Origin of the sequence: Nocardia altamirensis NBRC 108246 (assembly GCF_001612685.1) — a bacterium.
In the GTDB taxonomy this organism is placed as follows: domain Bacteria; phylum Actinomycetota; class Actinomycetes; order Mycobacteriales; family Mycobacteriaceae; genus Nocardia; species Nocardia altamirensis.
This window is the reverse complement of sequence record NZ_BDAY01000013.1, coordinates 71089-86096: the sequence shown is the minus strand read 5'-3', so window position 1 is coordinate 86096 and position 15008 is coordinate 71089. Positions and strand designations below refer to the sequence as shown.

Annotated in this window: 14 protein-coding genes; 5 read left to right on the top strand and 9 right to left on the bottom strand. The window is 67.6% G+C overall.

Annotation, left to right across the window (positions count from 1 at the left end; genetic code table 11):
• Positions 1-87 precede the first annotated feature (87 nt).
• Genes NA11_RS43785 through NA11_RS09390 form a run of 3 tightly spaced genes read right to left on the bottom strand, consistent with a single transcriptional unit; the run spans position 88 to position 3212 of the window.
• Entirely contained in the window at positions 88-375 is a 288-nt protein-coding gene (locus NA11_RS43785; protein ID WP_084654402.1) for a Txe/YoeB family addiction module toxin, read from the bottom strand.
• A 4-nt stretch (positions 376-379) separates the two neighbouring features.
• The gene (locus NA11_RS09395; protein ID WP_069161413.1) at positions 380-976 is read right to left on the bottom strand and encodes a type II toxin-antitoxin system Phd/YefM family antitoxin; all 597 of its coding nucleotides are present in this window, start codon (positions 974-976) and stop codon (positions 380-382) included.
• A gap of 37 nt (positions 977-1013) precedes the next feature.
• The gene (locus NA11_RS09390) at positions 1014-3212 is read right to left on the bottom strand and encodes a DUF2339 domain-containing protein (protein WP_281196842.1); all 2199 of its coding nucleotides are present in this window, start codon (positions 3210-3212) and stop codon (positions 1014-1016) included.
• Between the two features lie 163 nt (positions 3213-3375).
• Between NA11_RS09390 and aac(6') the strand changes: the two genes are divergently transcribed.
• Positions 3376-3819, top strand: a complete 444-nt coding sequence (gene aac(6'), locus NA11_RS09385) for an aminoglycoside 6'-N-acetyltransferase (protein WP_069161412.1) — start codon at positions 3376-3378, stop codon at positions 3817-3819.
• 44 nt (positions 3820-3863) lie between these two features.
• Here aac(6') and NA11_RS09380 read toward each other — a convergent pair whose 3' ends face one another.
• A complete protein-coding gene (locus NA11_RS09380) occupies positions 3864-4376 on the bottom strand; it encodes a hypothetical protein (protein WP_069161411.1) in 513 nt (170 codons plus the stop codon).
• A 148-nt stretch (positions 4377-4524) separates the two neighbouring features.
• Between NA11_RS09380 and NA11_RS09375 the strand changes: the two genes are divergently transcribed.
• A complete protein-coding gene (locus NA11_RS09375) occupies positions 4525-5715 on the top strand; it encodes a helix-turn-helix domain-containing protein (RefSeq protein WP_069161410.1) in 1191 nt (396 codons plus the stop codon).
• Between the two features lie 54 nt (positions 5716-5769).
• On the opposite strand, the gene NA11_RS09370 is transcribed toward NA11_RS09375, so the two are convergent.
• The 4 genes from NA11_RS09370 to NA11_RS09355 form a co-directional block, all read right to left on the bottom strand.
• A complete protein-coding gene (locus NA11_RS09370) occupies positions 5770-6468 on the bottom strand; it encodes a DUF1707 SHOCT-like domain-containing protein (protein WP_069161409.1) in 699 nt (232 codons plus the stop codon).
• An 82-nt stretch (positions 6469-6550) separates the two neighbouring features.
• Complete coding sequence (locus NA11_RS09365; RefSeq protein ID WP_069161408.1) at positions 6551-7183, bottom strand: response regulator; 633 nt, start codon at positions 7181-7183, stop codon at positions 6551-6553.
• A 55-nt stretch (positions 7184-7238) separates the two neighbouring features.
• Positions 7239-8414 carry a MacS family sensor histidine kinase gene (macS, locus tag NA11_RS09360; RefSeq protein WP_069161407.1) on the bottom strand — a complete coding sequence of 392 codons (1176 nt, stop codon included), beginning with the start codon at positions 8412-8414 and terminating at the stop codon, positions 7239-7241.
• Positions 8415-8419: 5 nt separating this feature from the next.
• Positions 8420-9676 carry an AI-2E family transporter gene (locus NA11_RS09355; RefSeq protein WP_069161406.1) on the bottom strand — a complete coding sequence of 419 codons (1257 nt, stop codon included), beginning with the start codon at positions 9674-9676 and terminating at the stop codon, positions 8420-8422.
• A 103-nt stretch (positions 9677-9779) separates the two neighbouring features.
• On the opposite strand from NA11_RS09355, the gene NA11_RS09350 reads away from it, so the two are divergent.
• From NA11_RS09350 to NA11_RS09340, 3 genes are all read left to right on the top strand, one after another.
• Complete coding sequence (locus NA11_RS09350; RefSeq protein ID WP_174567676.1) at positions 9780-11300, top strand: adenylate/guanylate cyclase domain-containing protein; 1521 nt, start codon at positions 9780-9782, stop codon at positions 11298-11300.
• Between the two features lie 4 nt (positions 11301-11304).
• Complete coding sequence (locus NA11_RS09345; protein WP_069161405.1) at positions 11305-12390, top strand: lysylphosphatidylglycerol synthase transmembrane domain-containing protein; 1086 nt, start codon at positions 11305-11307, stop codon at positions 12388-12390.
• A gap of 194 nt (positions 12391-12584) precedes the next feature.
• Positions 12585-12965 carry a DUF3054 domain-containing protein gene (locus tag NA11_RS09340; protein ID WP_069161404.1) on the top strand — a complete coding sequence of 127 codons (381 nt, stop codon included), beginning with the start codon at positions 12585-12587 and terminating at the stop codon, positions 12963-12965.
• Positions 12966-12980: 15 nt separating this feature from the next.
• Here NA11_RS09340 and NA11_RS09335 read toward each other — a convergent pair whose 3' ends face one another.
• On the bottom strand, positions 12981-14672 hold the full coding sequence (locus NA11_RS09335) for an NTF2-like N-terminal transpeptidase domain-containing protein (protein ID WP_245745794.1): 1692 nt from the start codon (positions 14670-14672) through the stop codon (positions 12981-12983).
• Positions 14673-15008: the final 336 nt, after the last annotated feature.

The window sequence follows — 15008 nt, the reverse complement described above, 5'->3', positions numbered from 1 at the left end:
TACCCGGCTGACCTCCGCAGTCAGTCACGCGTTCTCTCGTCCCAGCCGGGTCACTTGGCTGTGGTCCCGTCTCGAGAGCTCCCGACCTCAAACACCCCGAGTCGCATAGTCCTCATAGTGAGTTCCCACCTGAACGATCACGACCTCAACATCGGTGACGTAATAAATCAGCCGGTGCTCGTGCGTGATCCGGCGCGACCAATGACCCGTGAGGTGATGGCGTAGGTGTTCTGGTTTACCTATCCCTGTAAACGGATCAGCCAGAACAGCTTTGATCACTTTATTGGCAGCCTTCAGCACCGCACGATCCCGAGTCAGCCACGCTGAGTAACTACGCCACCCCTGGTCAGTAAAGGTCAGCTTTCGGTCAGCCATGGCGTCACGCCGTCGTTCGGCGGGAGTCGAACCAGCTGGCCGCAGTGTCGTCGCGTGCGATCGACTTCCACAGCGCGACAAACTTTTCGACGTCCGACGCGTCGATGCCCTTGGCCTGCAACTCCGCTGCGAAACGCTGGAAGCGGTTGTCCGGGCGGGTGTCTGCTGCGTCGTCGCCGTAGACCTTCTCGGCGATCGCCGCGAGCATCTCTGCCGGGGCAACCACGTAGTGCTTCGTTTTTCTGCCGGAGGGCAGGTCGTAGTCCAGCCAGGTCACATCGTGCCGCCGCGGGGAAGCGGTCGCCTCGGTGGCGCCGTCGGCGTCCGGGTCGAGGAGGGTGCGGGCTTCGGTGCGGCCTGCGCGGGCATCCTGGACCGAGGTCAGCAGCTGTGCGCCGCCGTGCGTCTGGAGGACGTAGAGCGTTTCCATGATGGCGCTCCAATCGGATTCGGCCACCAGGACCGCGTTGTCGCCGGTTTTGGTCACGACCGTGACCGGGTCATGGTTGTCGTTGACCTTCTTCACCAGGCCGAATAGGTCTTGGCGGACGTTCGAGATCGGCAGTGCCTGCATACGGTCCTCCTGGTTGTCGTACGACATAGCGTACAGCTAAGTCGTACGACTTGTTGTACCAATTTCAGGCCGGTGGGTTGGGGGATGATTTGGCTCCCGCTTCGGCGAAGGCGCGGGCGTAGCGGGTGCCTACGACGAGGAGGAGGACGCCGACGGCGAGGAAGGCGGCTACCCGGACGAGACCGTCGAGGGTGGCCAGGTCGAAGAGGAACAGTTTGGCGAGGGCCGCCGCGGTGACCAACAATCCGGAGCCGAGTGCGAGTTTGGGAACGTTGGTCGGCTTGGCGAGATTACGCAGGCCGTAGAACAAGGATGCGGTGGCGGCGACCATCCACAGGATGGTGGCGGCGCTGTGGCCGATCAGGAAGCCGTCGGCGGCACCGGTGGCGACCCCGATCGCGACCGTCGCCGCGGTCACGGCGTACAGACCGGCCAGGCTGGCGGCGATCCACTGCAGTTCAGCGGTGGCGTGCATGGCGGGCAGACGGCGGGCACACCAGATGGCGACGGCGACCACCGCGAGCGCCAGCGTTGCACCGAGCACCGTCGCGACGCCCAGGTTGTCCTCCGAATAGCGCTGGGAAGCCAGGACTTCCGGGCCTGCGACGTTCAGGAAGGCAAAGGCGCCGAGCACCGCGAAGGCCGCGCCGATGCCTGCGGTGAGACCGGAGCGCCGTTGTCCGGCGACGCCGAAATACGCGAGTGCGACGAGGAACCACGCGATCGGCAGGGATCGCGGATCGGTCACTGCGACACAGACTTCGAGCAGGGCGATCGAGCCTGCGACAGCGGCGACGATCGCGGTGTGTCCCGGAATCTTCACCACCGCGGCAATTTTGGGAATCAGCGCAGTCGCTGCCACACCGAGCAGCACAGCCGCAAAGACACCGGCGATCAGCGACGCGACAGCCCGGTCATGGTCGAACATCCCCGGGGCGGCCAACATCGGCACCGTGGCCGATGCGAGCATCAGCGAGGCGGTCAGGTCGGCGGGTCGGTGGCGGACGACGAGGACCGTGCCGACCAGGCCGACCGCTGCCACCGTCGCGGCGGCGCCGAGCAGCAAGGCACGCTCGCTGCCGGACGAGATGTCGAAGATGGCACCGGCGATGAAGAGGGAGGTGGCAAGCACCGCGGGCAGTGTCCGCACCACGTGCAGATACGGCCAGTCACGCACCAATTGGACTGGCGTGCACGCCAACTGCAGCACGATCAGGAAAGCGAGCAGCACCAGTTCCGTGGTCAGCACCGGCGACAGCACCGCAGCGCCGACGACGACGAGCACGGCCAACGGCTGCGAGCGCCACTGCACCGCCAACGAGACACCACCGGCCGCGACGCCGAGCCCGACCGCGAACCCGAGCACCGGGTGCAGCCAGTGGTAGATCGCGGTCGCCGCAACAACATCCAGGTAGGCGCCCGCGATGCCGGTGGCCGCCAACGCGATACCGCCGACTCGGCCACCGGTCCTGCTGAACACGCGCATACCTGCGGCCACCAGGCCCGCCGAGAACAGTGCACCCGCGACGACCCTGGGCACCGGCCCGAAGAAGCCCGCCTGTGCGGCGAGCACAAGCAGCATGACCACACCGATCAGCGTGACGGCCACGCCAGCGATCGCAAGCACCCGGCTGATCACTCCGTCGCGCTGCCACCACGGTGTATGCGGGACAGGCGGTTTGCCGCGCGGCGGAACGGGCGGGCGCATTCCTGGCGCCATCGGCGCCATCCCACGCGGCGGCATCGGCGGCTGCGCTCCTGGTGGCATCGGAACACCCGGCGCACCCCACCCGGCAGCTCCGGCCGGGGCATACCTGGGCACATACTGCGGCGCGGGCGGTACCGAGCCGACGGGAGTCGGCCACTGAGCCGGAGCTGGCGCCTGCGGAATCGGCGCACCCTGGGGCGGCACCGAAGAACCTCCCTGCGGGATCGGCGCACCCTGAGGCGGCACCGAAGAACCTCCCTGCGGGATCGGCGCACCCTGAGGCGGCACCGAAGAACCTCCCTGCGGATTTATTGAACCCGGCAGCGGGGCAGGCTGCTGCGTCGGCGACGAGGAAGCCCGCGGCCCCTCCGGCGATCCGGTGGCGACGGGAGCGGCACCGGTTTCCGGCGAAACCTTCTGTGCCCCAGCCGAATCCCCGACAACCTGGGCGCGCAACAGTTCCAGGTCGCGCCCGAGCACACCCATCTGCGTCCCCAACGCAGTGAATTCCCCCGAGAGGCGCGAAATCAGCGCCGGGTCGATAGACGTGGTCATAACACCATGCTGATTCTCCGGCCCTCGCGAAACATGAGTAGTAACCCCTGGTGGGCAGGCAATATCTACCTGATTCCGGCAGCGATCCCCGCCGGCGCCGTCCGGTGCACGTCAGCGGCCGAATTCCGTTGCGAGAACCCCCAGCCGCACATACCGTTCGCTCATGCGGATACATCCCTGTGGGGCGGACGATTGGGATGAGTTGGCGGTCCTGCGCGCACAACTGTGGCCGGACAGCTCTGTCGACGAGCACCGGGCCGACATCGGTGCCGACTATGACGGCTCCCGCGCCGCAGCCGCATTTCTCGCACGCGACGCTCATGGCGCCGCAGTCGGCTTCAGCGAAGCCACGCTGCGCCATGACTACGTCAACGGATGCGACACCTCACCGGTTGCGTTTCTCGAGGGACTCTTCGTGATCCCCACCCACCGCAAAGCCGGAGTAGCCAGAGCGCTCGGCGATGCGGTCGAAGCCTGGGGCCGCGACATGGGCTGCACCGAACTCGGATCCGATGCCCTGCTGAGCAACGCCACCGGGCAGGACGTGCATGCCGCTCTCGGCTTCGAAGAACGCGAACGTGTCGTGTGTTACCGAAAGATGCTGTGACGCGACTTGCCGAGCGGCCGAACAGTTCCGGTGCGGCTGATGGGTCAGCGGGTGACGGCTTGCCGGGTGGTCACCTGATGCACCGCGGTGATCACGGCTGCGCGCGGCGGCATCCGTAAAGCACCGGGTGCGGGTTCTCCCGCCCACTGCCAGCCGGGGGTGGCTGCGGTGGTCGGCAGCATGATGTGACGTCCGCCGGGGACGACGGTCACCTGATGTCCGGCGAGACAGCGCCGTACGGCCAACTCGACGGGCCGGGCCGGAATCGGCGGAGTGACCAGGAAGGTCCAGCTGCACTCCTCAGGTTCGACGATCACCGGTGCCGGGTGCGTGCGGTCCAGCGTGGCAAGAACCTTGCGGCCCAGTTCGGGCGGCATCACGATGGCGCCGAGGATGGAACCGGTGGTGACCATCGGCCTGCCTGCGATCAGCTGGACCGGAAGACCGTAGCGATGACGGAGAATGGCTGCGATTTCGAGGGATGTGGGACAGCGCTCGGGTCCTGGCACGCGATCAGCGCCCCCGGCCTGCGCGGTGGTGTTCGGCACGATGTTCATTTGCCGCCGCCCTTTGTTATGAAAGTTGCAGAAAGGCAACGGTATTCCATCCAGCAGCCAACGAGTCGTACGTAATGTCCCACTTTGCGCGAGTGCGATGACTTAGCGTCGTACCCTGAAACCCAGATTTAACAAAGGAATTGGGTCCATGGACGATTCGTCGATCGGCGTTCGCATCCGAATGTTCCGCGGCAAGACGCTCACCCAGCGGCAACTTGCGGATCAGGCCGGGGTCAGCGTCGATTTAGTGCGCAAACTCGAGCAGGGCGGCCGCCAGACCGCCTCGATCGCCAGCCTGCAGAAGCTGGCCCGCGCACTGGATGTGGACATCGCCGATCTCGTCGGAAAACGCGCGGGCGTTCCGTCCACCGACCCGGATTCCGGCATCGTCGCGATTCGCCGCGCACTCACTCCGGTCGACGATCTGCTCGGCGAGACCAACGAGGACGCGGCGGTCACCCTCGACGACGGCCGCCGCGCCGTCGACTACGCGTGGGGCGCCTACTGGGTCGGCCGCTACGAACTGCTCACTTCGATCCTGCCGCTCGGCATCACCCAGCTGCGCGCCACCGTGCACGCGGCCCGCAACGGTTCGGTCGCGCCCGCGAACGAGCTACTCGCCCGGATGTATTGGGTCACCGGCTGCACCCTGGTGCATCTCGGGCAGACCGATCCGGCGTTCCTCGCGATCCGCCAGGCGCTCGCGGCGGCGCAGGCGGGCAACGATCCGCTGCTGCTCGGCACCATCCGCGGCTCGGTCGCCTGGCAGTTGCTGGTGCAGGGCCGCTACGACGAATCGCGCGGGGTGGCGGTGCGCGCGGCGGCGGACCTGGAACCCGCAGGCGAGGTCAGTCAGGCACAGCTGTCCGCCTACGGATCGCTGGTGCTGCAGGGCGCGACGGCCGCGGGCCGAGCCCAGCGTGTGCCGGACGCGCTGGCACTTGTCGAGGCCGCGAGCGAGGTCGCGCTGCGCATCGGCAGCGACCGGCGCGATTACGAAACCTATTTCGGCCCTTCCCAAGTCGTCATGCAGACGGTCGACGTGAACGTGTCCTCGGAGCGGTACCCGGAGGCGTTGGCGGCCGCGAAGGACATGCCTGCCAACAGCGGCCTCCCACAATCGTCGCGAGCCCGCCACCTCACCGACACCGCCGTCGCGCTGACCCGCACCGGCCAACACCAGCGCGCACTCGACACCTTGCTGACCGCCGAACGCGTCGGCGGCCCCGACTGGCTCAAGTATCAGTCCCTGCCCCGCCACATCGTCTCCGAACTGCTCGACCACGATCGCCGAGTCCCCTTGCGCGCGTTCGCCCGTCGCCTCGGCGTCAACACCTAGGATTCCGCAGGACTACGCTGCCGCACCGAGGCAGGCAGCATTCTTGAACGCGTGCTAGCCCATCATCCGGCGCCAGTGCGACAAGAAGGTGTGCTTGGCGGTGATCGAGCCGAAGCGGACGCGGCCGCGAACGACCAGGTGCAGCGGGCCGATCGGGGGGCCGGTGCGGACCTTGTTGTTGATGCTGGAGCCGATCAGATCGACCTCGTTGAGATCGACGGTCGCCTCCTTCGGCACGATCAAGGTGAGCGAACTGCAGTAGTCGTCGACGATCACCTCGACCACCTGCGTCGACATGATGGCCTCTGTGAAGTCCAGGGTGACGCCCGAGAGCCAATTGTTGAGCTGCAGCGACGGCGCGACCTGCCATGGGCCGCGCCGGTTCACCCCCGACATCCGCGCGCGAATCACCCCACCCGCGGTGTTGGCCGCAGCGATCGGCGGCACCGGGCGTGGGTGCTTCACCATCGACGGCGCGGTGTTCACGAAGGTTGTCGGCGCTGCCGCGGGTTGACCGACCAACCGCACGCCGGGCAGATCGATCAGCACGGAGTTCAACTCGCCGCGGGTCTTCGCGGCCAGCGCGGTGTCCATCCGCTCGGTGAACTCACCGAGTGAGAGCATGCCGAGGCCGACGGCCCGCTGCAGCAGTTGGCCGACATGTTCGCGCTCGACATCGGACACGCGTAGGTCTCGCTCACCTACCGCGTCGCCGGAGCCGACACCATTGGAAACCGATTCGGGTCCGCCCATGGTTTCGAGATTACCGATACGGCGGCCGCGCGGGTATCAGGGCGATCCCCGATTCCGCTATACGACCAGCGGTGGTCACCCGCTACTCGAGGCCCTGCTCGATCGCCCACCGGGTGAGCTCGACCCGGTTGGCGAGCTGCAGCTTGCGCAACGTCGCCTGGACGTGGTTCTCCACGGTCCGATGGCTCAACCCGAGCCGCGACGCGATCTGCTTGGCGGACAACCCTTTCGCCACCATCCGCAGCACCTCGGTCTCCCGGTCGGTGAGCGCGGGTCGGTGCGGCTCGTCGGGCGCGACGGGCGCCGTCGCCATCCGCCGGTACTCGCCGAGCACCAGCCCAGCCAGCCCCGGTGTGAACACCGGCTGCCCGGCCGCGGTCGCCCGCACCGCCTCGATGAGTTCCAGCACCGACGCGCTCTTCACCAGGTATCCCGAGGCACCGGCCTTGATCGCGTCGAGCACGTCCTCGCGTTCTGCCGACGCGGACAGCACGAGCACCCGGCTCGCCGGGGAAACCCGCAGGACCTCGGCGGTCGCCTGCGCGCCGTTGCCGTCGGGCAGTTGCATGTCCATCAGCACCACCGCGGGCCGCACCGCAGCGGCCCGTCTGCCCGCCGCGCCGACCCCGTCGGCGGTGGCGACCACGTCGAAGCCCGCCTCGGCGAGATCGCGAGAGACCCCGTCCCGCCACATCGGGTGATCGTCCACCACCATCACGGAAATGGATTGAGCCACCGCATCATCGGCCACAGTGCACCTCCTTGCTCTGTCATGGTCGTGGTACCCGGAATTCCCACTCGGTGCCGAAGCCGACCCCGCCGTCGACCTCGGTCAGCAGATCCGCGGTGCCGCCGAGCGACCCGATCCGCCCGACAATCGACCGGGAAACGCCGAGCCGCCCTTCGGCTTCCGCCTCCGCAAGCCGGCCTGCCGGTATCCCCACCCCGTCGTCGCGCACGCTGATCACCAGCTCGTCCCCGGTGTCCTCCAGCAGCACATAGGCTTTCGCGTCGGGCCCGGCATGCAGCTCGACATTCGACAGCGCCGTCGCCACCGCAGCGGCGATCTCCGACCCGGCCCAGCGCCCGACCAGCACCGGACTGCCCGGCGTCGAGACGAACACCGTCGGCTTCGCATGCACGGTCAGCAACGGCCGCAGATCGACCTCGGCCCCGCCGGAATCGCCACGATCGCCCTGCTCGGAGAGCAGAACCCGCAGCGCCACTTCCTGTTCGGCGGCTCGCTGCGCCAATTCCTCGGTCGGACCGCCGATCTCGGTGCCACGCCGCTTGATGTAGCTGAGCACCTGCAGCACCCCGTCGTGCACCTCGCGGGAAAGTCGTTCCCGCTCTTCGGCGGCTGCGGTCAGGCGCACCGCACGTTCGAGTTGATCCTGTGCCCGCCGCGCGGTGCTCGCGGCCAACCCGAGCGCGAGGCCGACGGAGACGAGCACCGGAACGGTCGCATCGGTCCACACGTCCTGCCCCCACTGATCCCGCACGGTCAGCGCCACCGCCGCGATCAACCCACCCGAGCACACCCCCGCGACCGGCCCGAGCAGGATCGCCGCCCCGATCACCGCGTTCGCGGCCCACAGCGTGGTCGGCAGCGTCTGATGCCCGTGATACCAGTCGTAGTCGGCGACCAGCCTGGTCGCGGCCATCAGCGCGATGACAACGACGTGGTCACCGAATACCACCCAGGCCCGCAACCGCCGCACGTCGGGAACCCGCCACTGCGACAACATGATTGCCGACGCGCCGGACCACACCGCCATCAACGCGATCAGCACCCAGCTCAACCGCTGGTTCTGGTAGTACGGCGCGGACGCGAACTGCTGCCCGACCGCGTAGAGCAGCGTCACCAGCCGCAACGCCTGCACGGCCCGCCACAGCGGCGTGGTCGCCACATCGGAGGGACGCGGCTCAGCCTTGCGTGCCTGCATCGAACTCAGTCCTTCAGGACGCCGTCATCGGATCCCGGCTCGGCCGCCCGCCCCTCCGGCGTCTCGGCCGCGGCCTTCGCCAGCGTCGTCGGCACATCGAAGCGTCCAGGATCGGGTTCGTCCGGCTCGACCTCGCTCTCGCCGGTCTGTAGTTCCTCGAACAACTCCTCCGGGCTTTCCGCGAGCAGCGATCGAATGGCCGTGTTCATCACCGCGACGAACGGCACCGCGAGCAGACCACCCGCGATCCCGCCGAGCACAACACCGGCCGTGATCGCCAGCACCACCGCGAGCGGATGGATGCTCACCGCCCGCCCGAGCAGCAGCGGTTGCAGCACATGCCCTTCCAGCTGCATGACCGCGATGATGATGCCGAGCACGATCAGCGAGGTGATCAGGCCCTTGGTCACCAACGCGATGAACACCGCGACGAACCCGGCGACGAATGCGCCGATGATCGGGATGAACGCGCCGAGGAACACCAGCGAGGCCAGCGGAAGTGCCAGCGGGACACCGAGAATGCCGAGCCCGGCGCCGATGCCGATGGCGTCCACCGCCGCGACGACCACGGTCGCCCGCACGAACCCGACCAGCGTCCCGAAGCCGAGCTGTCCGGCCGTGCGCACCCGTTCCCGCTGCGGGGTCGGCACGATCCTGGTGACGAAGTGCCAGATCTGGTAGCCGCCGTAGAGGAAGAAGATGAGGATGAACAACGTCAGGAAGATGCCGGTCAACAGCTCGAAGATCACCGTTGCCGTGGTCAGCGCGCCGCTGGTGAGCCGGTCCTGATTGGACTGGATCGTCTTGACGATCTGGTCACCCACGTTGCCGATCTGCTCGTTGCTCAGGTGCGGCGGGCCGGTGATCAGCCAATCCTGAATCTTGTGAATGCTGTTGGTGAACTCGTTCGACAGCTGCGGCACGCCCGCGACGAACTGCTCGACCACAAAGGTCATCACCCCCGCGACCAGCCCGAGCGAGCCGATCAGCGCGACGAACACCCCCACCGACCGCGGCACCCCGAGCCGCTGCAGCCAGTCGACCAGCGGCGCGAGCAACGCGGCCGCGAGCAACGCGATGGCCATCGGAATGATCACGGTCGCCAGCTTCTGCACGATCGCGGCGAGCGCGAGCGCCACCGCGAACAGGATCAGCAGCCGCCAGCCCCACTCCGCCGACACTCGGACGATCGGGTGCACCGAGTCCGCGGCGGGCCGCGTCAGGGAGGCTTTCCGCGATGAGCTTGGCTTAGGGTCCGTCACCTGGCTGAGCCTAACCCGCTCATCTGCGCCGAGAACATGCTCACATGACCGAAACGCTAGATTGTTGGTTGTGTCAGCGCCCTTGGAAGCGGTCAAACAGACCATGCGAACGCGCTGGCCGCTGTACCTGGCCTCGATGCTGTTGGCCAATGCCTTCGGCGCGGTGCTGGTGTGGGCGTTCATCCAGTACGGGCTGCCCGTCCCCGAGGGCGCCGAGCACGGCGCCAGAGGCACCGGCCTGGTGGTCCCTGCGCTGGTCTTCGTGACCGGCGGCCTGCTCAGCGTCGGCGCGTCGGCCTTGATGCTGCGCCCGGTGATGCGCTGGCAGATGCGCGGCGGGCCGCCGAGCCGCCAGGAGCAGATGGCCGCGCTGCATGCTCCGCTGCGCCAGGCGATCCTGCATCTGGCGCTGTGGATGATCGGCGGCGCCATCCTCGCGGCCTTGATCATCGCCGACGAACCCAAGCTGGCGGGCGCGGTGATCGTCACCGAGTGCATGGCCGCGACCATTGTGTTCGGCTTCACCTACATGCTCGGCGAACGCATCCTGCGCCCGGTCGCCGCCGAGGCACTGACCGCGGGCACCTTCGATCACACTCTGACGCCCGGCGTCGGCACCAGGATGGCGATGACCTGGGGCATGGGCACTTTCGCCCCCACCATCGCCATCGTGCTGCTCTGCATCACCCAGATCTCGTCCGAGGTGAAGTTCTCCGCCCAATCGCTGGCCATCTCGATCCTGCTGCTCTGCGGCGTGGTGATCCTGCAGGCGCTGGCGCTGTCCATGCTGACCGGATCCAGCATCTCCGACCCGGTGCGCCAGCTCAGCCAGGCCATCGACCGGGTGCAGGAGGGCGCGCGCGACGTCCAGGTCGAGGTGTTCGACGGCAGCGAGATCGGCCTGCTGCAGGTCGGCTTCAACCGGATGATGGAAGAGGCCGCCAAGCGGCGCCAGCTGCAGGAGCTGTTCGGTCAGCACGTCGGCGAGGAGGTCGCGCAGCGCGCCCTCGACTACGGCACCGAACTCGGCGGCGAAACCCGGTTCGTCGCGGTGCTGTTCGTCGACATGGTCGGTTCCACCGCGACGGCCGCCGAGCGCCCACCCACCGAGGTGGTGAGCCTGCTCAACGAGTTCTTCCGGATCGTCGTCGACGTCATCGACCGGCACAACGGCTTCGTCAACAAGTTCGTCGGCGACGCGGCGCTGGCCATCTTCGGCGCACCGCTCGACCGCCCCGACGCGCCGACCGCCGCGTTGGCCGCCGCCCGCGAACTGCGCGAGGTACTCAGAGAAGTGCCAGGTCTCGATATCGGCATCGGCGTCTCGGCGGGTCTTGCCGTCGCCGGAAATATCGGTGCGGCAAATCGTTTCGAATACACGGTGATCGGGGATCCGGTCAATGAGGCATCCAGGCTGACCGAGCTCGCCAAAGATCAACCCGGCCGTACTTTGGCCTCGGGGAGCGCGCTGTATTTCGCCGAGGAAAGCGAGCAGGACAAGTGGGAAACCGGCGACGAGGTACAGCTGCGCGGACGGCGCCGAAAAACTTTGCTGGCCTGGCCGCGAGACCGCGTCGACGCGCTCGACGTTCCAGACGCCGAAACGGTGCGTTCGTTAGGCTGACCGGGTGACGGCCAACGGGGAACTGGCAGGGGAACCGCCGCCGCCAACGGCCGAACCCCGCCGTGGCAAATTCTGGTGGGTGAAATGGCTGCTAGGGGCCGCCCTGCTGGCATTGCTGATCGGCGAGGGGATCTATCTCTGGCCACGACTACACGAATCGTGGCGCAAACTCAGCGACATTCATTGGGGGTGGGTCGCCGCCTGCATTTGGCTGCAGGCATTGTCGATGAGCGGATTCGGGCGGGTGCAGAAACAACTGCTGCACGCGGGCGGCGTCGAGGTGAACCAGCGCAAATCCGTCGCCGTGGTCTACGGCGCCACCGCCATGTCCGTCAGTTTGCCTGCGGGCCAGGTGTTTTCCACCGCCTTCACCTATCGGCAGACCAGGCGCTTCGGCGCGAGCCCGATCGTCGCCTCCTGGCAGCTGGTGTTCTCCGGCGTGGTCGCCGCGGTCGGGCTTGCGCTGCTCGGCGTCAGCGGCACCTTGCTGTCGGGCGGGAGCATCGGGCCGTTCAAGCTGATCCTGTCGGTGGTCGGGGTGATCGCGCTGGTGTGGGCGGGCAACTACGTCTCGCGCAATCCCGGCTCGCTCGAGGCGCTGTTGCGCAAGGCGCTCGGCCTGGTCAACCGGCTGCGCAAGCGCCCGGCGGACCAGGGCGCCAACAAGATCGGTGACGTGCTCGCACAGCTGGAGTCGGTGGACCTCGGCAAGCGCGACGGCGCCTGGGTCGCGGTGTGGGCACTGGTGCATCGGTTCGCCGACGTCGCCTGCCTCGGTGCGGCCTGCTACGCGGTCGGCGCGGAGCCACGACTGGCCGGGCTGCTGCTCGCCTTCGCGATCGGCAAGGCCGTCGGTTCGATCCCGTTCGCACCGGGCGGGATCGTCTATGTCGACGCGACACTCATCTACAGCCTCACCGCGGCCGCCGGGCTGCCCGCCGCGCAGGCAGTCGCCGCGGCGTTCGTCTACCGGCTGGTGAGCTTCATCCTGGTGGCGATCGTCGGCTGGATCGTCTTCCTGTTCCTGTTCCGCACACCGCAGGCCGACGACGCCGAGTTCGAAAAGGAATTCTCCCAGCGCAGGTTTTAGGCCGCGTGCCCACAACCGCACCCGGATCCCCATCCAGCCACCACGGAGCGAGTCTTACGAGCGACCCGTTCGCGGCCGTCTCGCGTGTCAGCTGTCGAAGCGCATGCGCCGCAGGCGCGAGTCTCGACAGCTGACACGCGAGACTAAGGGGCCGCGAACCACGCCGCGGCCACGCGGCCAATTACTCTGGCCGCGTGAAGAAACTGGTGCCGTTGGTTGTCGATGCGCTGCTGGTGATCCTGTTCTGTGCGATCGGCAGGCGCAGCCACGACGAATCGGTGCTCACCGGACTCCTGCACACGCTATGGCCGTTCGCCATCGGCCTCGCGATCGGCTGGCTGGTCGCGGTGGCCGCGGCGAGCCGGGTGTTCGGCGATGCCGGGCGGGACGCGCGCTTCGACGGAACCGCCTTGTGGCCCACCGGAATTCTGGTCTGGCTCGGCACGCTCTGCGGCGGCATGCTGTTGCGCGTCGTCAGCGGTCAGGGCACGGCAGCCAGCTTCATCCTGGTCGCGGGCGCCGTGCTCGCGCTGTTCCTGCTCGGCTGGCGGGCGGCGATCAAGGCGTTGAACTAGACGCCAGGCACCGACTTACGGCTGGCCGGTCGGCTCCGGCGTCGCCAGCGACTGCAGCATCCGCGCCGCCATCCGCGCGGTGGCGTCGCCGCTGTCCACGTCGTTGATGTGGACGGCGAAGGCGAGGTCACCCATGATCGCGATCAGCCAGCCGTCCCGGCCCGCGGTCGCGCTGAACCCGGTGACGTCGCGGTACATCCGCAGGCTCGCGAACTCCGGAGCGTTGGTCGCGTCGCGCAGCATGCCGTGCAGCCGATCGCTGATCGCGGGCGAGAGCGGCGCAAGCTGCGCGTCCGTTGTGCTCGGCCTGGCGACTTCGATCAATGGCGGCGGCACCTCGCCGCGCGCGATCGCGGCGGCGGCGATCGCCATCCCGAAGGGGCTGGCCAGCACCGCATCCGACCCGCCGCCCTGCCGGACCTGCTCGGCGCCGCGACCCGCCACGGCAAGCCGCCCGGTCACCTCGTCCAGTCCGGGAACCTTGAAGTCGATGCCGACGCCGAGCGCGGTCGCGGCCTCGGCCGCCTCCTGCACCGAAACGTCGTGCGGCGCCTTGTTCTTGTTGACGGCCGCGATGGCGCGGAACAGCTCGATATTGCCGCCGACCGGATAGAGACCGGTGAACGCCACCGGTCCGTGCTCACTGGCCTGGCTGTTCTGTGCGACCGCGACGACCGCGCCGCTGGACGGCTGAATCGCCACGATCGAGGACGGCGTCGCCGAGCTGACGACCGCGTCCTCGGCGGCGCGCTGCAGGCGCTGATCCATGGTGCCCGCGATGTCGGGGCCCGGTGGACCCTGCTCGCCCGCAAGCTGGCTGACGAACCGCCCGTCCTGCTCGAACATCTGCACACCCCAGCCCGCGTGCTGGTCCTGGCTTTCCTGCTGCACCTTGCGCAGCGCGTCCAGCATGGGCGACCAGACCCTGCGGTCGGCGGAGATCAGCCGCGGCTGCTTCTCCATGACCACGCCTTGGATCGGCGCCATGTCCCTTTCCAGCAGCTCGAAGTCGGACTGACGCAGGTTCACTGCGATGACCGGCTTGCCCTGCGAGGTCGCGACCTGCTGCATCAGCGACGGTCCGGTGATCAGCGGCGCGACCGGCTCGATGGCCTTGGCCAGCGCGTTGGTGGAGCCGACGGGGTCCGGCATCTTCGAGGGGTCGAGCTTGATCACGTTGATGGTCTGCTCGGTCATCAGCGGCTGGCCCGCGATGTCGTTGACCCGCGGGGCGGGTGACGGCTGGGTCCGCACCAGGCGGACGGTGCGGTTGTGGTCGAGCTGCGGCATGACGATGGCCGGATCCCAGGAGATCCGCCAGCCGATGGCGAGCTTGCGCACGTTGCCTTGGAGGCTGTAGTTCCAGTTCTTCCGGTCACCGAAGGTCCAGTCGGCGTCCATGCTGAAGATGGCCGCGTCGGAGTCGAGGCCGATGAACTGGGTCTTGCGGTAGTCGACCTTGCCCGGCTGCAGACCCGCGAACATTTGCTTCAGCGTTGCTGAAGCCGCAGAGGGGTACGACGTCAGCTCGGACGCCTTCGTGTAGTCCTGCTTGTCAAGCAGTTCGGTGAAGCGCTCGACGACAGCCTCGGCCTCATTCTTGCTCTCGTGTATCCCGCACGATCCCATCGCGATCGCAAGCGCCGCCACCCCCGCGAGTGCCATAGCGCCGCGGACGCGAAAGCGGCGGGATCCCCACACATCCATGTCGCCCACTCTTCACTCTTGTCACTCCAGTAACAAGACCACCGTACCTGAAAAAGACCTGTCTGCGGTGCCTCCGCCGCAGGGACGTTACCCATGCTCAGCATCTCAATTGTGCCCGAAATCTCCCATCGCTGGGGAGCGATCATGATCGTTGTCCACTGCTACGGCGACGAACCGGCGCCGCTACCGTACCGGGACCCACGCAAAGTTGTGCACTTACTGCCTTACTCGGCGTTTCGGATCAATGAGTACCCACATGCACCTTCAACCAACCGTGAATCGTGCCTGTGAATCACCGGCTAACTACGTTCGCACAGAGCGGAACCATTCCGAGCC

Coding starts and splice junctions, on each gene's coding strand:
- NA11_RS43785 (WP_084654402.1), bottom strand. CDS start 375: ATGGCTGACCGAAAGCTGACCTTTACTGACCAGGGGTGGCGTAGTTAC.
- NA11_RS09395 (WP_069161413.1), bottom strand. CDS start 976: ATGTCGTACGACAACCAGGAGGACCGTATGCAGGCACTGCCGATCTCG.
- NA11_RS09390 (WP_281196842.1), bottom strand. CDS start 3,212: ATGACCACGTCTATCGACCCGGCGCTGATTTCGCGCCTCTCGGGGGAA.
- NA11_RS09380 (WP_069161411.1), bottom strand. CDS start 4,376: ATGAACATCGTGCCGAACACCACCGCGCAGGCCGGGGGCGCTGATCGC.
- NA11_RS09375 (WP_069161410.1), top strand. CDS start 4,525: ATGGACGATTCGTCGATCGGCGTTCGCATCCGAATGTTCCGCGGCAAG.
- NA11_RS09370 (WP_069161409.1), bottom strand. CDS start 6,468: ATGGGCGGACCCGAATCGGTTTCCAATGGTGTCGGCTCCGGCGACGCG.
- NA11_RS09365 (WP_069161408.1), bottom strand. CDS start 7,183: ATGGTGGTGGACGATCACCCGATGTGGCGGGACGGGGTCTCTCGCGAT.
- macS (WP_069161407.1), bottom strand. CDS start 8,414: ATGCAGGCACGCAAGGCTGAGCCGCGTCCCTCCGATGTGGCGACCACG.
- NA11_RS09350 (WP_174567676.1), top strand. CDS start 9,780: ATGCGAACGCGCTGGCCGCTGTACCTGGCCTCGATGCTGTTGGCCAAT.
- NA11_RS09335 (WP_245745794.1), bottom strand. CDS start 14,672: ATGGATGTGTGGGGATCCCGCCGCTTTCGCGTCCGCGGCGCTATGGCA.